Source organism: Pseudomonas sp. MIL19 (assembly GCF_028680365.1).
GTDB classification, from domain to species: domain Bacteria; phylum Pseudomonadota; class Gammaproteobacteria; order Pseudomonadales; family Pseudomonadaceae; genus Aquipseudomonas; species Aquipseudomonas spirodelae.
Genome location: NZ_JAPPVG010000031.1, coordinates 14,381 through 36,325 on the forward strand (window position 1 = coordinate 14,381; position 21,945 = coordinate 36,325).

Sequence of the window (21,945 nt, forward strand, 5' to 3'; positions counted from 1 at the left end):
CTGCAAAGGACTCCATCACTGGAGTATCATCCACCTCATTCCACACGTTGCTTGACATGCGCTAGCAACACTGCGAAACCCCTTTAATACCCGCTCAGGGTATTCATTGTTTGTAACACCGTTTTGCCGATAGTCAAGGCAATGCTGTAACTGGCTGAGAAGCCAGTCAAACTCTGTCCTGTACAGACTATTCGCCCATCAACGAAGCTATTCAGCATGCATGCACGTAGCCAGATTCGACTAACATCCAACCAAGATGATCCCGCTGAGCATGAGGAAGATTCCTATGGCTTAGCCGTACAGGAGGCCAAGCCAGCACTGCAGGCACCTCCGATGTACAAGGTGATCTTGTTCAATGATGACTACACGCCTATGGATTTTGTCGTCGAAATTCTTGAGGTGTTTTTCAACCTGAATCGAGAGCAAGCGACCAAAATCATGCTGGCCGTCCATACAGAGGGGCGGGCAGTGTGCGGAATTTTTACTCGCGATATTGCTGAAACCAAAGCGACACAGGTGAATCAATATGCGAGAGAGAGCCAGCATCCGCTACTCTGTGAAATAGAGAAGGACGGTTAACGCCGGCCACTTGGGCATGAGGTGAAGCTATGTTAAATCGAGAGCTCGAAGTTACCCTCAATCTGGCTTTCAAGGAGGCACGTACCAAGCGTCATGAATTTATGACAGTTGAGCACTTGTTACTTGCCCTTCTGGATAACGAGGCTGCCGCCAGCGTGTTACGTGCTTGCGGGGCTAACCTAGATAAACTGCGGCATGACCTGCAGGAATTTATCGACTCCACCACCCCGCTTATCCCTCAACATGATGAAGAGCGCGAGACGCAGCCTACGCTGGGTTTTCAGCGCGTTCTGCAGCGCGCGGTTTTCCATGTGCAGAGTTCCGGCAAGCGTGAAGTGACCGGTGCCAATGTGCTGGTTGCGATCTTTAGTGAGCAGGAAAGTCAGGCCGTATTCCTGCTTAAGCAGCAGAGCGTTGCGCGTATTGATGTGGTCAATTTTATTGCTCATGGCATATCCAAGGTGCCCGGTCACGGCGGCCATGCGGAAACCGAGCAGGAAATGCAGGACGAAGAGGGTGGTGAGTCTTCCAGCTCCAGTAATCCACTAGATGCTTATGCCAGCAACCTAAACGAACTGGCTCGCCAGGGGCGTATTGACCCACTGGTGGGTCGTGAGATGGAAGTTGAGCGTGTTGCGCAGATTCTCGCGCGCCGCCGCAAGAATAATCCTCTGCTGGTCGGTGAGGCCGGCGTAGGTAAGACGGCTATTGCTGAGGGGTTGGCCAAGCGCATTGTCGACAAGCAAGTGCCTGATTTGCTGGCGGATAGCGTGGTCTATTCACTGGATCTCGGTGCACTGCTGGCCGGGACCAAATATCGTGGTGATTTTGAGAAACGACTGAAAGCTCTGCTCAATGAACTGCGTAAACGCCCGCATGCCATTTTGTTTATTGATGAAATCCACACCATTATCGGCGCAGGTGCTGCTTCTGGCGGGGTGATGGATGCCTCCAACCTGCTTAAGCCCATGCTGTCTTCTGGGGAAATTCGCTGCATTGGCTCGACTACTTTCCAGGAATTCCGCGGCATCTTCGAGAAAGACCGCGCGTTAGCACGGCGCTTCCAAAAAGTTGATGTGGTTGAGCCATCGGTAGAGGACACCATTGGTATCCTGCGCGGCCTGAAGGGGCGTTTCGAACAGCACCACAGTATTGAATACAGTGATGAGGCCTTACGGGCCGCCGCGGAACTGGCTTCGCGCTATATCAATGACCGGCACATGCCGGACAAGGCCATTGACGTGATCGATGAGGCCGGTGCCTACCAGCGCCTGCAGCCTTTGGATAAGCGCTTGACCCGTATCGATGTCGCACAAGTGGAAGATATCGTGGCGAAAATTGCCCGCATTCCACCTAAGCATGTCAGCAGCTCGGATAAAGAATTGCTACGCAATCTTGAGCGCGACTTAAAGCTCACCGTGTTTGGCCAGGATGACGCGATTGACTCGCTGTCCACGGCAATCAAGCTGTCGCGCGCCGGCCTTAAAGCGCCCGATAAACCGGTCGGTTCGTTTTTGTTTGCCGGTCCCACCGGGGTTGGTAAGACTGAAGCGGCTCGCCAGCTGGCTAAAGCCTTGGGCGTTGAACTGGTGCGTTTTGACATGTCTGAGTACATGGAGCGTCATACTGTGTCGCGCTTGATAGGTGCGCCGCCTGGTTATGTCGGTTTTGATCAAGGTGGCCTGTTAACCGAGGCCATAACCAAAACGCCGCACTGTGTGCTGCTGCTCGATGAGATCGAAAAGGCTCACCCTGAAGTCTTTAACCTGTTGCTGCAGGTCATGGACCACGGAACCCTGACCGATAACAACGGCCGCAAAGCAGACTTCCGCAACGTGATTGTGATCATGACGACTAACGCAGGGGCCGAAACGGCTGCGCGTGCATCCATTGGCTTCACCCATCAGGACCACTCGTCTGATGCCATGGAAGTGATCAAGAAGAGCTTCACGCCTGAGTTCCGTAACCGCCTGGATACCATTATTCAGTTCGGCCGGCTGAGTCATGAGGTGATTAAAAGCATCGTCGACAAGTTCCTTACCGAGCTGCAGGCGCAGCTTGAGGACAAGCGGGTTACGCTGGAAGTCAGTAGTGCGGCGCGCAGCTGGTTGGCGCAGAGCGGTTACGACGTGCAAATGGGGGCCCGACCAATGGCTCGCTTGATCCAGGACAAGATCAAGCGGCCGCTGGCGGAAGAGATTCTCTTTGGCGAGCTAGCTGACCACGGTGGTGTGGTGCACATCGATATAGAAGATGGCGAACTGACCTTTGAGTTCGAAACCACTGCAGAAATGGCTTAAGCGAAGTTTGCTTTCGCCCACAAAAACGCCCGGCAATGCCGGGCGTTTTTACTGGAGCTTGGTGTAACAGATGCCGGAAAACTAGGTTTTCAGCGGCCTGTTAACGGGCGCGATAGGTAATGCGGCCCTTGCTCAAGTCATAAGGCGTAAGTTCAACGCGAACTTTGTCGCCAGTCAGAATGCGGATGTAATTTTTGCGCATCTTTCCGGAGATGTGCGCAGTAACGACGTGCCCATTTTCCAACTCCACACGGAACATGGTGTTGGGCAGGGTGTCGACGACAGTGCCTTCCATTTCGAAGCTGTCTTCTTTCGACATGCAGTAAAGCCCTCGGTATCCAATGAATGGCCCGGTGCAACTGGCGCCAGGCAAAAGCGGCGTGCATTGTGCCCGAATTTTGGGGTTTACGCCAAGAGCTTCAGTTAAGGCTGGTCCAGCGCTGGTTAGCGAACAGCTCAATAGGGCGGTATTCGGTCTTGTAACTCATTTTGCGGCAGCTCTTAATCCAGTAACCCAAATAGACCGCATGCAGCTCAAGCCGGGCGGCTTCGGCAATTTGCCAGAGGATGGCAAAGCGCCCGAGGCTGCGCCGTTCCTCGCTTGGCTCGTAAAAGGTGTAAACCGCAGATAATCCATTGGGTAGCACGTCGGTCACTGCAATTGCCAGCAGCTGGCTGTCCAGGCGGAACTCATAGAAACGTGAGAACGTCAGGTCGCGTACCAAAAATGTCGAAAACTGTTCGCGGCTTGGCGGATGCATATCTCCATCAGCATGCCGCTGTTCAATGTAACGCGCGTACAGCGCGTAATATTCTTCGGTAAATGCTGGGCGCACGAGGCGCACCTGGATGTCCTGATTGCGCTTGAGTATGCGCCGCTGTTGGCGGCTGGGGTTGAACTGTGTCGCAGGAATGCGCGCCGGGACGCAAGCGCTGCACTGTTGGCAGTGCGGGCGGTAGAGATGATCACCGCTGCGGCGGAAACCCATTTCTGAAAGTTCAGCGTAAACCTGCACGTCCATGGGCTGACTGGGGTCGAGGAACAGCGTTGTAGCCTGTTCGTCGGGCAGGTAGCTGCAGGCGTGCGGTTGAGTGGCGTAAAACTTCAGGCGGGCCAGCTCAGTCATGATCGGCTCTCGGGATCGGTCTTCAGCAAGTGTAAGCCAGGCTGGCAAACTCGCCTAGGCGAGCCAGTCTGCTCGGCTGGGCTGGTCAAGGTGAGCGCTCAGGTAGAGGGCGAAATCAGTGCGTGAAATCGTTTGGGCGCCCAGGCTGAGTAAATGCTCGGTTGGCATCTGGCAGTCGATCAGGACAAATCCCCAGCGCTGCAACTGCTCAACCAGGGTGACGAAACCCACTTTGGATGCGTTATCGGCGTGGCTAAACATCGATTCACCAAAAAACAGCTGGCCCATGGCCAAGCCATACAGGCCGCCAACCAGCTCGTTCTCACGCCATACTTCAACTGAGTGCGCTACGCCTCGGCGGTGCAGCTCAAGGTAGGCGTCCTGCATCGGGCTAGTGATCCATGTGTCTGCCGCATAACTGCGCGGGCCGGCACAGGCGCGAATGACGTCAGCAAATGCGCGGTCAAAGGTCACCCGATAACGGCCTTGGCGCAACACTTTGGCCAAGCTGCGCGAGATATGCAGGTTGTCGGGAAACAAAACGGTGCGCGGGTCTGGCGACCACCAGAGAATTGGCTGGCCATCCTGAAACCAGGGGAAGCAGCCATGACGATAAGCCTGAATCAAACGTTCTGGGCGCAGGTCACCACCAGCAGCTAGCAAGCCATTGGGTTCGCGCAGGGCTTTAGATAGCGGCGGGAAATCCAGAGAGTCGCGTTGCAGCCACGTCAGCATAAGCAGGGCCGGGATTCGGATAGATGAGAGGGGAGGGCGGATGTGTGTCCGCCCAAGGATGGATCAGTTGTCGTCGAGGAATTTCTCGACATCCAGCGCTGCCATGCAGCCGGCACCGGCCGAAGTGATGGCCTGGCGGTAGACGTGGTCGGCCACGTCCCCTGCCGCGAACACCCCGTCGATGCTGGTGGCGGTGGCATTACCTTCATTGCCGCCTTTGATCAGCAGGTAGCCGTCACGCATGTTCAGCTGTCCCTGGAATAGATCGGTATTGGGCTTGTGACCGATGGCGATAAACACGCCTGCAAGTGGCAGATCGGTTGTGACACCGGTTTGCGTGTCTTTAAGGCGTGCCCCGGTAACACCGGTGTTGTCGCCCAGCACTTCTTCCAACGAGTGGTTCCAATGCAGCACTACGTTACCGTTTGCAGCCTTGTCGAACAGCTTGTCCTGAAGAATCTTCTCGGAGCGCAGCTTGTCGCGGCGATGCACCAAGTGGACTTCCTTAGCGATATTCGACAAGTACAGTGCTTCTTCAACCGCAGTGTTACCGCCGCCGATTACTGCGACCACTTGGTTGCGATAAAAGAAGCCGTCGCAGGTTGCGCAGGCCGAAACACCCTTGCCAGCAAAGGCCTCTTCCGATGGCAGGCCCAGGTACTGCGCCGATGCGCCGGTGGCAATAATCAGGGCATCACAGGTGTAAGTGCCGCTGTCGCCTTTTAATGTGAAAGGGCGCGACTGCAACTCGGCGGTGTGGATGTGGTCATAGACGATCTCGGTATCGAAGCGCTCGGCATGCTTTTGCATGCGTTCCATCAGCGCTGGCCCGGTCAGGCCTTCGACATCGCCGGGCCAGTTGTCCACCTCAGTAGTTGTGGTCAGCTGACCGCCAGGTTGCATGCCGGTAATGATCACAGGCTTAAGGTTGGCGCGGGCGGCGTAAACGGCAGCGCTATAACCAGCAGGGCCGGAGCCCAGGATGATCAAGCGTGAATGCTTGACTTCGCTCATAAAAACACCTCATAAGCCTTTGTCACAAAAGAGAATGCATGCTCAAATTGAGCTGCGCGCAAGACAGTGGCCGATATGCTACACCGAAGCAGGTAACGAGCGGGAGTCAACTGCCGCCGCTCGCGCCAGCGAGACCTGGAGCCTGGCACCACCTCGCTAAACCCGTACAATCGCGGCATGTTTACCGTTAATCCCTTATTCGGCGCCCCAGGTGCAGGAACACAAGCGTTTTGAAGAAATCTAGCCCAACCGCACAACTCCCAATCTGGCGTCAGCAGCTGCCTTCTCGACTGAAAGAAGGCGCATTGATTGGCTTGGGTGCGCTTTGTCTTTATCTGTGGATGGCGCTGCTGACTTACGATGCGGCCGACCCTGGTTGGACCCACACCAGCAACGTTGAGCAGGTACAGAACTCAGCCGGGCGCGCTGGTGCCTGGTTCGCTGACATTCTGTTTATGGCGCTGGGCTATTTCGCCTATTTATTCCCGCTACTACTGGCCGTTAAAACATGGCAAGTGTTCCGCACCCGGCATCAGCCTTGGCAGTGGAGCGGCTGGCTGTTCTCTTGGCGGCTAATCGGCCTGATGTTTCTGGTGTTGTCCGGGGCCGCGCTGGCATTTATTCATTTTGATTCCAGTTCAAGCATGCCGGCCTCTGCTGGCGGCGCCCTAGGAGAGAGCTTAGGGCAGTTGGCCATCAATGGCCTGAACGTGCAGGGCAGCACGCTGTTATTGATTGCCTTGTTCCTTTTCGGGTTGACGGTGTTTACCGACCTGTCATGGTTCAAGGTGATGGACCTGACCGGCAAGATCACCCTGGACCTTATCGAGCTGATCCAGAGCCTGGCCAACCGCTGGTGGAATGCGCGGGTTGAGCGCAAGCAACTGGTGGCGCAGCTGCGCGAGGTCGATGAGCGGGTCAGTGATGTCTCTGCACCGATTGTGTTGGATCGTCGCGAGCAGGCCAAAGTCAAAGAACGCCTTATTCAGCGCGAAGAGTCACTGAGTAAACACATGAGCGAGCGCATCAACCGCGCCGCACCGGTAATCGCACCGACCACTACGCCGAAAGAGCCTGAGCCCAGCAAACGTGTGCTCAAAGAAAAACAGGTCAACCTATTCGAGGACAGCGTCCTTGCTGGCAGCCTGCCACCCTTATCGATCCTCGATGTGGCGGAAAAAGTTCAGAAGAAATACTCGCCTGAATACCTGGAGGCGATGTCACGGCTGCTGGAAATTAAACTCAAGGAGTTTGGTGTCGAGGTCATCGTCGAGTCCGTTCATCCCGGCCCGGTGATTACCCGCTTCGAAATCCAGCCAGCTGCCGGGATCAAAGTCAGCCGTATCTCCGGCCTGGCCAAAGACTTGGCGCGCTCGATGGCGATCATCAGCGTGCGGGTGGTGGAAGTGATCCCTGGCAAGACCACCGTCGGTATTGAAATTCCTAACGAAGACCGGCAGATAGTGCGCTTCTCCGAAGTGCTGTCGTCGCCTGAGTACGACGAAGCCAAGTCGCCGGTGACCCTGGCCCTGGGTCACGATATCGGTGGCAAGCCGGTGATTACCGACCTGGCCAAAATGCCCCACCTGCTGGTGGCCGGTACTACCGGTTCGGGTAAGTCGGTAGGGGTCAACGCAATGATCTTGTCGATCCTGTTCAAGTCCACGCCAGAAGAGGCGCGCTTGATCATGATCGACCCGAAAATGCTTGAGCTGTCGATCTACGAAGGCATTCCGCACCTGTTATGCCCCGTGGTTACTGACATGAAAGAGGCTGCCAACGCTCTGCGCTGGTCGGTCGCCGAGATGGAGCGTCGTTACAAGCTGATGTCGAAGATGGGCGTGCGTAACCTGGCGGGCTTCAACCGCAAGGTCAAAGACGCCATCGATGCCGGTGAGCCGCTGTCCGACCCGCTGTACAAACGCGAAAGCATGCACGATGAAGCGCCGCTGCTTAAGCCGCTGCCGACCATTGTGGTAGTGGTCGATGAGTTTGCCGACATGATGATGATTGTCGGCAAAAAGGTTGAAGAGCTGATCGCGCGTATCGCCCAGAAAGCCCGTGCGGCGGGGATTCACCTGATTCTCGCCACACAGCGGCCCTCGGTGGATGTGATCACTGGCCTGATCAAGGCCAACATTCCGACCCGCATGGCGTTTCAGGTATCGAGCAAGATCGACTCGCGGACCATTCTTGACCAAGGCGGTGCCGAACAACTGCTCGGGCACGGTGACATGCTCTACATGCCGCCGGGCACCAGTTTGCCGATCCGTGTACACGGTGCATTCGTTTCCGACGAAGAAGTCCACCGCGTCGTGGAAGCCTGGAAACAACGCGGCACGCCGGACTATATCGATGACATCCTCAACGGCGCTGAAGAGGCCGGTAGTGGTTTTGAAGGCAGCGGTGAGGGTGGTGAAGGCAGTGAGACAGATGCGCTTTATGATGAGGCGGTCAATTTCGTCCTCGAGAGCCGGCGCGCTTCAATTTCGGCGGTGCAGCGTAAACTTAAAATCGGCTACAACCGTGCTGCACGGATGATTGAGGCCATGGAAATGGCTGGCGTCGTCACCTCAATGAACACCAATGGCTCTCGTGAGGTCATAGCCCCGAGCCCCGTTCGCGATTAACACTTCGCCCTGAACTGATAAGGATCCCCATGCGCCTGATTCGCATGCTGTTGCTGACCGTACTGAGTTTTACCAGCGTTGCCGCCATGGCTGACGATGAAGTCGCTGTGCAGCGCTTGACCGAGCTGCTCAATCAGGCGCAAACCATTACTGCGCGCTTTTCCCAGCTGACGCTGGATGGCAGCGGTACTCAGCTGCAGGAAACCGCCGGTCAGCTTGTGCTCAAGCGCCCAGGTCTGTTCCGCTGGCACACCGATGCTCCGATGGAGCAATTGCTGGTTTCCAATGGCGAAAAAGTCTGGCTGTATGACCCGGATTTGCTGCAAGTGACCATCCAGACCCTTGACCAGCGTCTGACTCACACCCCGGCGCTGCTGCTTTCCGGCGATGTATCGAAGATTCGCGAGAACTTCGACATCAGCCACAAGGAAGGCGGCAATGTGGTCGACTTCATCCTCAAGCCCAAGTCCAAAGACACCCTGTTCGACAGCCTGCGTCTGTCGTTCCGTAACAACGTGCTGAATGACATGCAGTTGATCGACAGCATTGGTCAGCGCACCAATATTCTGTTCCTCAACGTGAAAATGAATGAGCCGCAAGACGACGCGCAATTCACCTTCGACGTTCCGGCCGGCGCCGACGTGATCCAAGAGTAGAAACACTCGAGCAAGAGGCGTTAACCCCCGATCATGGACCTGTTTCGCAAGGCCCCCGTTGCTCAACCTCTGGCTGCCCGCTTGCGTGCAGCCAGCCTCGACGATTACGTCGGCCAGGAGCATTTGCTCGCCCGTGGCAAGCCCTTGCGTGAAGCCCTGGAGCAGGGGGCGCTGCACTCAATGATCTTCTGGGGGCCGCCCGGCGTGGGTAAAACCACCCTGGCGCGGCTATTGGCCCAGGTTTCCGACGCGCATTTCGAAACGATTTCCGCCGTGCTCTCGGGGGTCAAGGAAATCCGACAGGCAGTCGAAGTGGCCCAGCAACACGCTGCGCAATACGGCCGCCAGACCATCCTGTTTGTCGACGAAGTACACCGCTTCAACAAGTCCCAGCAGGATGCTTTTCTGCCTTATGTGGAAGACGGCACGCTGATCTTTATTGGCGCGACCACGGAAAACCCTTCGTTCGAGCTGAACAACGCCTTGCTCTCACGGGCGCGCGTTTACGTGCTTAAGAGCCTGGATGAAAGCGCGTTGCGCAAACTGGTCGAGCGCGCCTTAAGTGACCCGAAAGGCCTGGGCGAGCGCCAACTGAGCCTGCCCGAAGAAAGTTTTAAGATTCTCCAGGCAGCCGCCGATGGTGATGGCCGCCGTTTGCTCAACTTTCTGGAAAATGCGGCGGACCTGGTAGAGGACGGCAGCGCGATCGATAGCGAGCTGTTGCTCAATCTGCTTGGCGATACCCGCCGGCGCTTCGATAAGGGCGGCGAAGCCTTTTACGACCAGATATCCGCGCTGCACAAATCTGTACGCGGCTCCAGCCCAGACGGCGCGCTGTATTGGTTTGCACGCATGCTCGATGGCGGCTGTGATCCGTTGTATATCGCTCGGCGTGTGGTGCGCATGGCCAGCGAGGACATTGGCAACGCAGACCCACGCGCCTTAACCCTGTGCCTGAATGCTTGGGATGTTCAAGAGCGTCTGGGCAGCCCCGAGGGCGAACTAGCCGTGGCTCAGGCTATTGTCTACCTGGCCTGCGCGCCAAAAAGTAATGCGGTTTACAACGCTTTTAACGCCGCCAAACGCGATGCCGCCGAACATGGCTCGCAGGAAGTCCCGCTGCACCTGCGCAACGCGCCAACCAAACTGATGAAAGAGTTGGGCTATGGCGACGAATACCGTTATGCCCACGATGAACCCGATGCCTATGCGGCTGGGGAAGATTACTTCCCGGAAGCCTTCGAGCCGCGTCACTACTATCAGCCTGTGCCGCGTGGTTTGGAGCTGAAGATTCGCGACAAGCTGCAGCACTTGCAGAATCAAGATCGCAATAGCCCTCGGCAGCGGAGAAAACCATGATTCGTGTGGCCTTGGCCGTAGCCCTCGGTGGCGCAGTCGGCTCCGTTTTGCGCTTTCTAACCGCCAGTTGGGTCGCCGCACAATGGCCGCGGTACTTTTACATTGGCACCTTCACCGTCAACATCCTTGGCTGCCTGCTGATCGGCCTGCTCTCTGGGTTATTGCTGCTGCGCAGCGATCTGCCCATCGAGTTGCGCAGCGGCTTGATCATTGGCCTGCTCGGCGGTTTTACCACCTTCTCCTCATTCAGCCTGGAGCTACTCAAGCTGTTTGAAAGTGGCCGCCACAATGAGGCATTTGCCTACCTGTTATGCAGCGTTTTGGGTGGTGTCACCGCGGTTTGGGGCGGATTTAGCCTGGCACGCCTCTACCAGTAGCGCCTTGTCTAACCCGCGGTGTGGCACGCGACCCTGTTAAAGCCTTAAACTGCGCGGCATTGCGCGCCATGGCAACGGCCATGCAAACCCTTGTGATGTGTTGAGACCAGAACATGCTCGATTCCAAACTCGTTCGTACCCAGCTCCATGAAGTGGCCGAGCGCCTGGCCACCCGTGGCTTTGTACTTGATGTTGCACGCTTCGAAGCGCTCGAAGCCCAGCGCAAAACTGTGCAGACCCGCACTGAGCAGCTGCAGGCCGAGCGCAACAGTCGTTCCAAATCCATTGGCCAGGCCAAACAGCGCGGTGAAGACATTGCGCCACTGCTGGCCGATGTCGACCAGATGGGCAGTGATCTGGAGGCGGGCAAGCGTGAGCTTGATGCCATTCAAAGCGAACTCGACATCCTGCTGCTGAATATCCCCAACCTGCCGCATGAGTCGGTACCGATTGGCGAAGACGAAGACGGCAACGTCGAGGTGGCACGTTGGGGCACGCCGCGTAGCTTCGATTTCCCGATTCAGGACCACGTTGCGTTGGGTGAACAGCACGGCTGGCTGGATTTTGAAACCGCCGCCAAGCTGTCCGGTGCGCGCTTTGCCCTGTTGCGTGGCCCCATCGCTCGCCTGCACCGTGCCCTGGCACAGTTCATGATCAACCTGCACACTGGCGAGCACGGCTACGAAGAAGCCTACACGCCTTATCTGGTGCAGGCGCCAGCGCTGCAAGGCACCGGCCAGTTGCCGAAATTCGAAGAAGACCTGTTCAAGATCAGCCGTGAAGGCGAAGCGGATCTGTACCTGATCCCAACCGCTGAAGTGTCGCTGACCAATATCGTCGCCGGCGAGATTCTTGATCCGAAGCAGCTGCCGCTGAAGCTGGTTGCGCATACCCCATGCTTCCGTAGCGAGGCCGGAGCATCCGGTCGCGATACCCGTGGGATGATCCGTCAGCACCAGTTCGATAAAGTCGAGATGGTGCAGATTGTCGAGCCAAGCCAATCCTTTGAGGCATTGGAAAGCCTGACCGGCAACGCCGAGCGCGTGCTGCAGTTGCTTGAACTGCCTTATCGCAAGCTGGCGCTATGCACGGGCGACATGGGTTTTGGCGCGGTTAAAACCTACGACCTCGAAGTCTGGGTGCCGAGCCAGGACAAGTACCGCGAAATTTCCTCCTGCTCCAACTGTGGTGATTTCCAGGCCCGCCGTATGCAAGCGCGCTACCGTAACCCGGAAACTGGCAAGCCAGAGCTGCTGCACACCCTCAATGGCTCGGGCCTGGCAGTCGGCCGCACCCTGGTTGCGGTACTGGAAAACTACCAGCAGGCCGACGGTAGCATTCGCGTACCGGACGTTCTGAAGCCCTATATGGGCGGTATCGAAGTGATCGGCTAAGCAGCGCTTCTGTTACCTGCGACGGGGCGGCCAATACCGCCCCGTTTTGTTTATCTGATTGAGAGTGCGTGTCATGGATTTTCTGCCCCTGTTCCACAAGCTGCAGGATCGCCTGGTACTGGTGGTCGGTGGCGGTGAAGTCGCCGTGCGCAAGGCGCGCTTGCTCAGCGATGCCGGTGCCAAGTTGCGGGTGGTCGCGCCTGATATCCGTGAAGAACTGCGTGAAATGGCCGCGGCCCGCCAGGGTGAGGTGCTGCTGCGTGATTACCAGCCGGATGATTTACACGGCGTGGCGCTGATTATTGCTGCCACCGACGACGAGCCGCTGAATGCCGAGATATCGGCCCAGGCCCAGGCGTTGGGTATTCCGGTCAACGTGGTGGATGCGCCGAAGCTGTGCAGCGTGATTTTCCCGGCCATCGTCGACCGCTCACCGTTGATTGTGGCGATTACCAGTGGCGGCGATGCGCCGGTGCTGGCTCGGCTGATCCGCGCCAAAATCGAAACCTGGATTCCTTCGACCTATGGTCAGCTTGCTGGCTTGGCAAAGCGCTTCCGCGCCCAGGTCAAAGGCCTGTTTCCCGATGTACAGCAGCGCCGTGTGTTCTGGGAAGACGTGTTCCAGGGCCAAGTGGCCGAAAGTGTGTTCGCCGGCAAACTGCAGGAAGGTCAGCGCCTGCTGGAAGAAAAAATTGCCGGCATTGCACCGCGCGCACTCGGTGAGGTGTACCTAGTTGGCGCCGGGCCGGGTGACCCTGACTTGCTGACCTTCCGTGCCCTGCGCCTGATGCAGCAAGCCGATGTGGTGCTGTACGACCGCCTGGTAGCGCCGGCGATTATCGAGCTGTGCCGCCGCGATGCTGAACGTATCTATGTGGGCAAACAGCGCGCCGAGCACGCACTGCCGCAGGAGCAAATCAATCAACGCCTGGTCACTCTGGCCAAAGAAGGCAAACGTGTACTGCGCCTCAAGGGCGGCGATCCGTTTATTTTCGGTCGCGGTGGCGAAGAAATTGAAGAGCTGGCCGCTCACGGTATTCCGTTTCAAGTTGTGCCGGGCATTACTGCGGCGTCAGGCTGCGCGGCCTATGCGGGGATTCCACTGACCCACCGTGACCATGCGCAATCGGTACGTTTTGTGACCGGGCACTTGAAAGATGGCAGCAGTGATCTGCCTTGGAACGAGCTCACAGCTTCCAGCCAGACCCTGGTGTTTTATATGGGCCTGGTGGGTTTGCCCATGATTTGCAAACAGCTGATCGCCCATGGGCGCGCCGCATCAACGCCGGCGGCATTGATCCAGCAGGGCACCACACAAAACCAGCGGGTGTTTACCGGGACATTGGCCAACCTGGTCGAGCTGGTCGCCGAGCATGAAGTGCATGCGCCAACCCTGGTGATCGTCGGCGAAGTGGTGCAGTTGCGCGAAAAGCTGGCTTGGTTCGAAGACGCTACTCGCCGCGATTAAGCGGCTGTAGGAGCTGGGACCCTCTGCTGGGTCCCAGGGGCATACTTAGCCTTGGTAAATTCCCTTACCCACTAGACGCTCACGGTCATGCGCTCGGTCTAAGGCTAACTGCGGCCCCTTGGGGATCACCCCGGTTGGGTTAATGGTGGCGTGGCTGGCGTAGTAGTGACTTTTGATGTGGATGAAATCCACGGTCTCGGCAATACCTGGCCACTGATACAGCTCACGCAGCCAGTTGGACAGGTTGGGATAGTCCTCCAATCGGCGCAGGTTGCACTTGAAGTGGCCATGGTAAACCGCATCGAAGCGGATCAACGTGGTGAACAAGCGGATATCCGCTTCTGTCAGATACTCGCCGGCCAGATAGCGGCGGCTGTTCAGGCTGGCTTCTAGATCATCCAAAGCGTCGAAAAGCTCATCGAACGCTTCCTCATAAGCATCCTGGCGCGTGGCAAAACCCGCACGGTACACGCCGTTATTGATGGCGGGGTAGATGCGCTCATTGAGGGCGTCGATCTGCTCGCGTAAATGCTCGGGGTAAAAATCGAGGCGATTGCCCGTCAGTGCATCGAAGGCACCGTTGAACATGCGAATGATCTCGGCTGACTCATTGCTGACGATGCGTTTCTGTTGTGTGTCCCACAGCAGGGGGACCGTCACTCGCCCGGTGTATTGAGCGTCATCGGCGGTATAGCGTTGGTACAGGTAGGTCAGGTCGTCGAGGGCATCAGCGCTGGCACCGTGCTCGGTGTCGAACGTCCAGCCATGCTCGCGCATTAACCAGCTGACGACCGAAACGCCAATCAGCGGTTGCAAGCCTTTTAGCTGGCGCAAAATCAGCGTGCGGTGCGCCCATGGGCAGGCGAGTGAGACATACAGGTGATAGCGCCCAGCTTCTGCGGCAAAGCCACCAGTGCCACTGGGGCCCGCCGCGCCGTCGGCGGTGATCCAATTGCGCCGTTGTGCGTCTTCACGTTGAAAGCGGCCGTTGTCGCCGGTGTCATACCACTGGTCTCGCCAGTGTCCGTCTATAAGCAGGCCCATAGGACTGACTCCGTGATGCATGAAGGGTCAGTCTAACGGCTTGTACTCGGTTAAAAAGTGTAAAAAGACGACTAAACACATCAGTCAGTTCGATGCTTTACGCGCCTCCCAGCAGCGTTTCGCCTCATCGAAGGCGGCCTCACGGCTGCGCCCTAGGGCACGCAGGGCCAGCGCCATGGTGCTGATAACCGCAAGCTGACCGTATGCATCTTCGAGGTTGCCACGCCAGAATGCCGCCAGATGATCGGGCTCAAGTGATTGCGGTTTGACGTGACGTTGTGCCGACAGCGCTGGCCACTCCTCATCCCAGTTTTCACCATTGGCGGTGCCGTAGAGGTGGCTGGTGGCGTCCGGGTTGATCTCGATTTCGCCACCTTCGCCCTTGATCACGATGGCATTGTCGCCCAGCAACTGGCTAGCCTCGCGATGCACGGCCTGATAACCCGGGTGGAAGATGCTCTGCAGGCCGCAGCGTGCACCCAGTGGGTTAAGAATGCGGGTGAGGGAGTGGATAGGTGAGCGCAAGCCAAGGATATTGCGCAGGTCAATCATCCGCTGCAATTGCGGCATCCAGTCGCCCAGCGGGATAAACGCTAAGTGCTGATCGGCGAGTGCTTGCTCAACACTCGTCCAGTTGCGGCACAGTGGAATGTCGAGCGCCTCGAGTAGTTGCTCGCTGTATAAGCGGCCCGCAGTGTGCGGCCCACCGCCATGCAACAGGATGCGAATGCCGCTATTGGCCAGCGCTTTGGCGGCCAACAGAAACCAGGGCAGGTGACGTTTCTTGCCGGCATAGCTGGGCCAGTCGAGATCAACAGGGATCGTCGGCGCCTGTAAGCGTGCACGTACGGCTTCAGCAAAGCCGGCCATTTCCTCGGCGCTTTCTTCCTTGTGCCGCAGCAACATCAGGAAGGCGCCCAGTTGGCTTTCTTCGGCCTGGCCATCGAGCAGCATGCCCATGGCCTCGCGTGCTTCCTCGCGGGTCAGGTTGCGTGCGCCGCGCTTACCCTTGCCGAGGATGCGCACAAATTGCGCGAAAGGATGTTCGGGCGGGGTCACAAGGTTCATAGGCAATTAGTCGGCTTGGGCAGGCCCGCCAGCTTGGCGGCGAGTTTGGCGGGAGCACCATTGAACAGGCGGTTGAGATGCAGGCTATTGCCTTTCTCGGGGCCGATTTTCATGGCAATAAACTTGATCAGCGGGCGATTGGCCGGCGACAGCTGAAAGTCGTCATAAAAACTGCGCACCAATCGCAAGATTTCCCAGTGTTCGCTGCTCAGGCTAATGCCCTCGCGCTGCGCTAGCGCCTCAGCAGTGGCCTCGGACCAATCACTCAGTTCAACCAGGTAGCCATCTTTGTCCAGCGGGAGGCTACGTCCCTCAACATTCAATACCGTCATAGCCAGGTATTTACCTTGTCGTATTGGCAGCTCAGTGCAACGAAGGCGGGATAATCGATCAGCGTAAGGCGAGCAGGGTGCGCAAGGCCGCGGGCGTGTACATCTTCATCCAGGGCATACAGGGCAATGGCCTCAGGCAGCCGTTCAAGCGTCTGGCGTTGCGCACTGCCAGCTTGTAGCGTGTATACCGCGTCACCACACAACAGCACTGCGTCCTGGCTGCCGAGTATGCGCAGGCAACTGCTCAGCCGGTTATCCGTAAATGGGGAGTGCGAAAGCACATGCAAGGTAGCCATTAGAGCGTAATCACCTGGTCGTAATGGTCAATCAAGGCGCTGATTTCGGCGTCGTTAAGGGGGGTAACAGCAAGGCTGCTGGATAGCTCTTGTAAGCCGCGCTCGGCTAAGCAGTGCTGCGAAACATACAGCGCGTCCACGCCAAACATCGGTAACGCCTGCAGGTTGGCGCCGAAGTCTTTTTGCTGCACGCACGCTGGTTGTTGCGCGCTGCTCAGTTGAAACACGCCGTCATCGAGAAACAGCATGCCAATCGGCAGGTCGAAAGCACCGCCGGCCAGGGCAATATCCAATGCTTCGCGAGCACCTGGGCCTGACCAGGGGGCTTGGCGGCTGATGATCAACAGTGACTTGCTCATCTCATGGCCCTCCAAAGCACACTAAACGATCAGCTAATTGCGTCGCCTCGTGCAATTGCCCCAGGCCGGAAAGCTCCCATGGGGCATCCAGCGTGGCGGCTGTGCGTGAGTAACGCTGCGCTTCATCGACGTTCAGCACGCCACGGCGCAGGGCCGCAGCGATACACACCACCGCATCAAGCTGTTGTGTTTGCACAAACTCACGCCATTCACGCGGCCAATCCACTTCATCCTGTGCGCTGACCACGCTGCTTGATGCGCTGTGCACGCCGTCCTGATAGAAGAACAAACGCACAATCTCATGCCCACCCGCCAATGCCGCCTGGGCAAATCGCAGGGCGCGGCGTGACGAGGGTGCGTGGGGAGAAGAGAACAGGGCGATGGCAAATTTCATGACAAACCTGGCGAGGCAAATTTTTCGAAATGATAAAGCCTGGGCCACCAAGATGCGCGTGGCAGGCAGCAAAAAGCCCGCCGAAGCGGGCTTTTTCAGTGCGGCGACAGCTTAGTCATCGCCCATGATGCCGAAAATCTGCAGCAGGCTGATGAACAGGTTGTAGATCGACACATACAGGCTGATGGTCGCCATGATGTAGTTGCGCTCGCCACCATGAATGATCGCGCTGGTCTGGAACAGGATGCAGGCCGAGGAGAACAGCACAAAACCCGCACTGATCGCCAACTGCAGGCCACTGATCTGGAAGAAGAAGCCCGCCACCATCGCACCGAGCAAAACAAAGAAGCCTGCGGTAATAAAGCCGCTGAGGAAGCTCATGTCCTTGCGAGTGGTCAGTACATAGGCCGACAGACCGCAAAACACCAGTGCAGTCATGGCAAAGGCCGAGCTGACGACTTCTGCGCCGTTGGCCATACCCATGTAGCGATTGAGGATAGGACCGAGGGTATAACCCATGAAACCGGTCAGGGCAAGAGTCGAAACCAGGCCCCAAGACGAGTTACGCAATTTGGCCGTGAGGAAAAACAGACCATAAAAGCCAATCAGCACCACGAAGATATTTGGGTAAGGCACATTGGCGCGCTGCGCGATGTAGGCCACCAAGCCACTGAAGGCCAAGGTGATAGCCAGCAGACCATAGGTATTGCGCAGGACGCGACTGACTTCTTGCTGTTCAACCTGCGTATGGTCAAGTACATAATTGTGTTCGTTCATGGCGACACTCCTTAAATGACGGATGGTCCGTGACCAATTTCAGCCCGATCATAGCATTGCGATGCAATCAGCCAACACGCAGAGTTTGACAGCGTGTTGCGTTCGGGTAAGATTGCCGCCCGCAACACGCCGGAAGCGTGGCAGAGCGGTTGAATGCAACGGTCTTGAAAACCGTCGAAGGGGAAACTCTTCCGTGAGTTCGAATCTCACCGCTTCCGCCATATTATGAAAACCGTCACCTGCAGCGCCTGATTTTATTGACGCTTGCATTTTGACGGTTTTGCACCAAGCTGAAACCTAGCAAAACGCCTGTTATCCAACCCAACCATTCGCTCTTGGCGATTGATGTGAATCGGGGTGACGTTTGATCAGGGTACTCGTTGTTGATGACCATGACCTGGTGCGCACCGGTATCACCCGAATGCTGGCTGATATCGACGGATTGCAGGTGGTTGGTCAGGCAGAGTCCGGTGAAGAATCCCTGACCAAAGCCCGCGAGCTCAAGCCCGACGTTGTCCTGATGGACATCAAAATGCCGGGAATCGGCGGCCTTGAAGCCACTCGTAAGCTGATTCGCAGCCACCCCGACCTGAAAATTGTTGCCGTCACGGCCTGCGAAGAAGACCCGTTCCCCACGCGTCTATTGCAAGCGGGCGCCGCGGGTTACATGACCAAGGGCGCCGCGCTCGAAGAAATGGTTCAGGCTATTCGTATGGTCTTCGCCGGCCAACGCTACATCAGCCCGCAGATCGCCCAGCAACTGGCGCTCAAGTCATTCCAGCCGCAAAGCAGCAATTCGCCATTTGATCTGCTTTCCGAACGCGAAATCCAAATTGCGCTGATGATTGCGGGCTGTCAGAAAGTTCAAGCGATCTCCGACAAGCTGTGTCTGTCGCCGAAAACCGTGAATACCTACCGCTACCGCATCTTCGAAAAACTCTCGATCACCAGCGATGTCGAACTGGCCCTACTGGCCGTGCGCCACGGCATGATTGATGCCAGCAGCTGACGACAGTCGCGCAACCTTCGATTCCAGCGCGTTTCTCTCCACTTGCAGCGGTCGCCCCGGCGTCTATCGCATGTTCGACGTGGATGCCAAGCTGCTCTATGTCGGTAAAGCCAAGAACCTGAAAAAACGCTTGGCCAGCTACTTCCGTCAAAGCGGTTTAGCGCCGAAGACCGCCGCGCTGGTAGGTAAAATTGCGCAGATCGAAACCACCATCACCGCCAATGAGACCGAAGCCCTGCTGCTTGAGCAGACGCTTATCAAGGAGTGGCGTCCGCCGTACAACATTCTGTTGCGCGACGATAAATCCTACCCTTATGTGTTTCTTTCCGATGGCGATTTCCCGCATTTAAGCATCCATCGCGGTGCTAAAAAACAAAAAGGTCGCTACTTCGGCCCTTACCCAAGTGCCGGTGCTATTCGCGAAAGCCTCAACCTGCTGCAGAAAACCTTTTTCGTGCGCCAGTGTGAGGACAGCTTTTACAAAAACCGCACACGGCCCTGCCTGCAGCATCAGATCAAACGCTGCAAAGCCCCTTGCGTGGGCCTGGTCGAGCCCGCTGAATATGCCGATGACGTGCGACATTCGGTGATGTTTCTTGAGGGCCGCAGCAACGCCCTCACTGATGAGCTCTCCACGGCAATGCAAGCAGCAGCCATGAAGCTCGATTTTGAGCGCGCTGCCGGATTGCGTGACCAGATCTCACTGTTGCGTCGGGTGCAGGACCAGCAGAGCATGGAGGGCGGCGAAGGGGATGTCGATGTGGTTGCGGCCATGGTTAACCCGGGCGGCGCGTGCGTACATCTGATCAGCGTGCGTGGCGGCCGGGTCCTTGGCAGTAAGAACTTCTTCCCGCAGGTTGCCATTGAGGAGGAGGGCAGCAGTGTGTTGCTGGCCTTCCTCGCGCAGTATTACTTGAGCAGCCAGGAGCGCGACCTGCCGAACGAGCTGATCGTCAACGCTCAGCACGAAGACTTCCCCACGCTGATCGCCGCAATCGATGAGCTGCGCGGCCGCGAGCTGAGTATCAGCTATCGAGTGCGCGGCATTCGTGCGCGCTGGCAGCAGCTCGCCGTGACCAATGCTGAGCAAGCCCTGATGGCCCGCCTGGCGAATCGGCAGCATGTTTCCGCGCGCTTTGATGCGCTGGCGCAAGCACTGGATCTGTATGAGGTGCCGCAGCGTTTGGAGTGTTTTGACATCAGTCATTCCAGCGGTGAGGCGACTGTTGCCTCCTGCGTGGTATTCGGCCCGGAAGGTCCACTCAAGTCGGATTACCGCCGCTACAACATCGAAGGCGTGACCCCTGGCGATGATTACGCCGCCATGCATCAGGCCCTGACCCGGCGTTTTAGCAAGATCAAGGATGGCGAAGGCAAGCTGCCGGACATCCTCCTGGTTGACGGCGGTAAGGGTCAGCTAGCAATGGCGCGTGAGGTGCTTGAAGAACTTGCCGTGCCTGACCTGACGTTGCTCGGTGTGGCTAAGGGGGTGACCCGCAAGCCTGGCCTGGAAACCCTGTACCTGAACGATGCCGCGCATGAGTTCACCCTGCCGGCAAACTCACCGGCCTTGCATCTTATTCAGCAAATACGCGATGAGTCGCACCGTTTCGCCATTACCGGCCACCGCGCCCGTCGCGATAAAACCCGGCGCACCTCAACACTTGAAGAGGTTGCCGGAGTAGGGCCTAAGCGCCGCCGCGAGCTCCTCAACCATTTTGGCGGCCTGCAGGAACTGTCTCGCGCCAGCATCGAAGAAATCGCCAAAGCACCAGGAATCAGTAAAAAACTCGCCGAGTCGATTTATGCCGCCCTGCACAGTGAGTAGAATGCCGGCTCTCTTTATCGCTAAGTTGTGCCGATGAACATCCCCAACCTGCTCACCGTGCTCCGTGTATTGCTAATACCGGTATTTATTGTGCTTTTTTACCTCCCCTTCAGTTGGAGCTATTGGGCTGCTAGTGCAATGTTCTCAATCGCGGCAGCCACTGACTGGTTAGATGGTTATCTGGCTCGCCGCTGGGAGCAGAGCACGCCGTTTGGCGCGTTCCTTGACCCGGTTGCCGACAAGCTGATGGTGGCGGTAGCCCTGGTCCTGCTGGTGGATGAACACTCCAACCTCTGGCTAACACTACCGGCGGCCATCATTATTGGTCGCGAAATCGTGGTGTCGGCGCTGCGTGAGTGGATGGCAGAGCTTGGGGCGCGTGCGCATGTGGCCGTATCCAAGCTGGCCAAGTGGAAAACTGCAGCGCAGATGGTGGCGTTGGTGATTCTGCTGGCTAATCCGCCGACATTCACTGCCTGGGTCGTGTTGGGCTATGCGCTGCTGATTATTGCCGCCGTGCTGACCCTATGGTCGATGGCCCAGTACCTGATGGCCGCATGGCCGCACCTGCGGATCACCGCCGAAAAGAAATAAGCTTTTTTGAATCAAGGGGTTGACGGCCAGCCATGAAACTATAGAATGGCGCCCGTCAACACGACAAGCGGGAATAGCTCAGTTGGTAGAGCACGACCTTGCCAAGGTCGGGGTCGCGAGTTCGAGTCTCGTTTCCCGCTCCATTTTCAACGTATCGTTATTTACGACACGTGTTTAGTTTCAAGGCTGAGTAGCAGAGTGGTTATGCACCGGATTGCAAATCCGTGAACGCCGGTTCGATTCCGACCTCAGCCTCCAATTAGAAGAGCCTCGTAGATCACTGATTTACGAGGCTTTTTCATTTAAGCTTGAAACCTTGCGAGGTGTGCACGGGCTGTATATAGTCCAAGCCTCGCAACGCAGCGCTACCGCCCGAATGGCGAAATCGGTAGACGCAAGGGACTTAAAATCCCTCGAGGGTAACCTCGTGCCGGTTCGATTCCGGCTTCGGGCACCAACAACGTTAACCTGGGTCTACCCGTGTTAACCCGCAATACAGAAAACCGGCTTTTAGAGCCGGTTTTTTTGTGGTGCGCCAGGCATGGCGCGTAGCGCCGTGACTGGCGCTGTCGGGTTCACTGTGGTGGTGAGCCTGGCGACTTGGA

22 protein-coding genes and 4 tRNA genes are annotated in these 21,945 nt (G+C 57.2%); 15 read left to right on the forward strand and 11 right to left on the reverse strand.

Features of this window, described 5'->3' with window-relative positions:
* Window positions 1-216: 216 nt before the first annotated feature.
* Complete coding sequence (gene clpS, locus N1078_RS16145; protein ID WP_274089179.1) at window positions 217-579, forward strand: ATP-dependent Clp protease adapter ClpS; 363 nt, start codon at window positions 217-219, stop codon at window positions 577-579.
* Between the two features lie 29 nt (window positions 580-608).
* On the forward strand, window positions 609-2,879 hold the full coding sequence (gene clpA, locus N1078_RS16150; RefSeq protein ID WP_274089180.1) for an ATP-dependent Clp protease ATP-binding subunit ClpA: 2,271 nt from the start codon (window positions 609-611) through the stop codon (window positions 2,877-2,879).
* 100 nt (window positions 2,880-2,979) lie between these two features.
* Here the strand turns inward: clpA and infA are convergent, their stop codons facing one another.
* The 4 genes from infA to trxB form a co-directional block, all read right to left on the reverse strand.
* Entirely contained in the window at window positions 2,980-3,198 is a 219-nt protein-coding gene (gene infA / locus N1078_RS16155; protein ID WP_002553999.1) for a translation initiation factor IF-1, read from the reverse strand.
* Between the two features lie 100 nt (window positions 3,199-3,298).
* Window positions 3,299-4,006 (reverse strand): arginyltransferase, encoded by a 708-nt coding sequence (locus N1078_RS16160; protein ID WP_274089181.1) that lies wholly within the window; start codon window positions 4,004-4,006, stop codon window positions 3,299-3,301.
* A gap of 54 nt (window positions 4,007-4,060) precedes the next feature.
* Window positions 4,061-4,741: a leucyl/phenylalanyl-tRNA--protein transferase gene (gene aat, locus N1078_RS16165; protein WP_274089182.1), complete on the reverse strand. Its 681-nt coding sequence runs from the start codon at window positions 4,739-4,741 to the stop codon at window positions 4,061-4,063.
* Between the two features lie 63 nt (window positions 4,742-4,804).
* Window positions 4,805-5,755: a thioredoxin-disulfide reductase gene (trxB, locus tag N1078_RS16170; protein ID WP_274089183.1), complete on the reverse strand. Its 951-nt coding sequence runs from the start codon at window positions 5,753-5,755 to the stop codon at window positions 4,805-4,807.
* A 197-nt stretch (window positions 5,756-5,952) separates the two neighbouring features.
* On the opposite strand from trxB, the gene ftsK reads away from it, so the two are divergent.
* From ftsK to cysG, 6 genes are all read left to right on the forward strand, one after another.
* Window positions 5,953-8,385 carry a DNA translocase FtsK gene (ftsK, locus tag N1078_RS16175; protein WP_411912056.1) on the forward strand — a complete coding sequence of 811 codons (2,433 nt, stop codon included), beginning with the start codon at window positions 5,953-5,955 and terminating at the stop codon, window positions 8,383-8,385.
* A gap of 29 nt (window positions 8,386-8,414) precedes the next feature.
* Window positions 8,415-9,041, forward strand: coding sequence for an outer membrane lipoprotein chaperone LolA (gene lolA, locus N1078_RS16180; RefSeq protein ID WP_274089185.1), 627 nt, complete (start codon window positions 8,415-8,417; stop codon window positions 9,039-9,041).
* Between the two features lie 33 nt (window positions 9,042-9,074).
* Complete coding sequence (locus tag N1078_RS16185) at window positions 9,075-10,400, forward strand: replication-associated recombination protein A (RefSeq protein ID WP_274089186.1); 1,326 nt, start codon at window positions 9,075-9,077, stop codon at window positions 10,398-10,400.
* Window positions 10,397-10,777 (forward strand): fluoride efflux transporter CrcB, encoded by a 381-nt coding sequence (gene crcB, locus N1078_RS16190; protein WP_274089187.1) that lies wholly within the window; start codon window positions 10,397-10,399, stop codon window positions 10,775-10,777. Before N1078_RS16185 ends, crcB begins: the two co-directional genes overlap by 4 nt.
* Before the next feature lie 113 nt (window positions 10,778-10,890).
* Window positions 10,891-12,171 carry a serine--tRNA ligase gene (gene serS, locus N1078_RS16195; protein WP_274089188.1) on the forward strand — a complete coding sequence of 427 codons (1,281 nt, stop codon included), beginning with the start codon at window positions 10,891-10,893 and terminating at the stop codon, window positions 12,169-12,171.
* A gap of 73 nt (window positions 12,172-12,244) precedes the next feature.
* Window positions 12,245-13,639, forward strand: a complete 1,395-nt coding sequence (gene cysG, locus N1078_RS16200; RefSeq protein WP_274089189.1) for a siroheme synthase CysG — start codon at window positions 12,245-12,247, stop codon at window positions 13,637-13,639.
* Between the two features lie 45 nt (window positions 13,640-13,684).
* On the opposite strand, the gene N1078_RS16205 is transcribed toward cysG, so the two are convergent.
* From N1078_RS16205 to N1078_RS16235, 7 genes are all read right to left on the reverse strand, one after another.
* Entirely contained in the window at window positions 13,685-14,683 is a 999-nt protein-coding gene (locus N1078_RS16205; RefSeq protein WP_274089190.1) for a glutathione S-transferase family protein, read from the reverse strand.
* A gap of 84 nt (window positions 14,684-14,767) precedes the next feature.
* Complete coding sequence (locus N1078_RS16210) at window positions 14,768-15,751, reverse strand: glycosyl transferase family protein (protein WP_274089191.1); 984 nt, start codon at window positions 15,749-15,751, stop codon at window positions 14,768-14,770.
* The gene (locus N1078_RS16215) at window positions 15,748-16,083 is read right to left on the reverse strand and encodes a TusE/DsrC/DsvC family sulfur relay protein (RefSeq protein WP_274089192.1); all 336 of its coding nucleotides are present in this window, start codon (window positions 16,081-16,083) and stop codon (window positions 15,748-15,750) included. Before N1078_RS16215 ends, N1078_RS16210 begins: the two co-directional genes overlap by 4 nt.
* Window positions 16,080-16,379: a sulfurtransferase complex subunit TusB gene (gene tusB / locus N1078_RS16220; RefSeq protein ID WP_274089193.1), complete on the reverse strand. Its 300-nt coding sequence runs from the start codon at window positions 16,377-16,379 to the stop codon at window positions 16,080-16,082. The genes N1078_RS16215 and tusB overlap by 4 nt, the downstream gene beginning before the upstream one ends.
* Window positions 16,379-16,738: a sulfurtransferase complex subunit TusC gene (gene tusC / locus N1078_RS16225; protein WP_274089194.1), complete on the reverse strand. Its 360-nt coding sequence runs from the start codon at window positions 16,736-16,738 to the stop codon at window positions 16,379-16,381. The genes tusB and tusC overlap by 1 nt, the downstream gene beginning before the upstream one ends.
* 1 nt (window position 16,739) lies before the next feature.
* On the reverse strand, window positions 16,740-17,132 hold the full coding sequence (gene tusD, locus N1078_RS16230; protein ID WP_274089195.1) for a sulfurtransferase complex subunit TusD: 393 nt from the start codon (window positions 17,130-17,132) through the stop codon (window positions 16,740-16,742).
* A gap of 111 nt (window positions 17,133-17,243) precedes the next feature.
* A complete protein-coding gene (locus N1078_RS16235; RefSeq protein WP_274089196.1) occupies window positions 17,244-17,909 on the reverse strand; it encodes a Bax inhibitor-1/YccA family protein in 666 nt (221 codons plus the stop codon).
* A 131-nt stretch (window positions 17,910-18,040) separates the two neighbouring features.
* Between N1078_RS16235 and N1078_RS16240 the strand changes: the two genes are divergently transcribed.
* The 7 genes from N1078_RS16240 to N1078_RS16270 all read left to right on the forward strand — a co-directional run bounded on the left by N1078_RS16240 (window position 18,041) and on the right by N1078_RS16270 (window position 21,797).
* A tRNA-Ser gene (locus tag N1078_RS16240) sits at window positions 18,041-18,130 on the forward strand.
* A 143-nt stretch (window positions 18,131-18,273) separates the two neighbouring features.
* Window positions 18,274-18,918 carry a response regulator transcription factor GacA gene (gacA, locus tag N1078_RS16245; protein ID WP_274089197.1) on the forward strand — a complete coding sequence of 215 codons (645 nt, stop codon included), beginning with the start codon at window positions 18,274-18,276 and terminating at the stop codon, window positions 18,916-18,918.
* Complete coding sequence (gene uvrC / locus N1078_RS16250; RefSeq protein WP_274089198.1) at window positions 18,905-20,746, forward strand: excinuclease ABC subunit UvrC; 1,842 nt, start codon at window positions 18,905-18,907, stop codon at window positions 20,744-20,746. The genes gacA and uvrC overlap by 14 nt, the downstream gene beginning before the upstream one ends.
* 33 nt (window positions 20,747-20,779) lie before the next feature.
* A complete protein-coding gene (pgsA, locus tag N1078_RS16255) occupies window positions 20,780-21,340 on the forward strand; it encodes a CDP-diacylglycerol--glycerol-3-phosphate 3-phosphatidyltransferase (protein ID WP_274089199.1) in 561 nt (186 codons plus the stop codon).
* 67 nt (window positions 21,341-21,407) lie between these two features.
* A tRNA-Gly gene (locus tag N1078_RS16260) sits at window positions 21,408-21,483 on the forward strand.
* Window positions 21,484-21,524: 41 nt separating this feature from the next.
* A tRNA-Cys gene (locus N1078_RS16265) sits at window positions 21,525-21,598 on the forward strand.
* Between the two features lie 112 nt (window positions 21,599-21,710).
* Window positions 21,711-21,797: transfer RNA gene (locus tag N1078_RS16270), tRNA-Leu, on the forward strand.
* Window positions 21,798-21,945 lie beyond the last annotated feature (148 nt).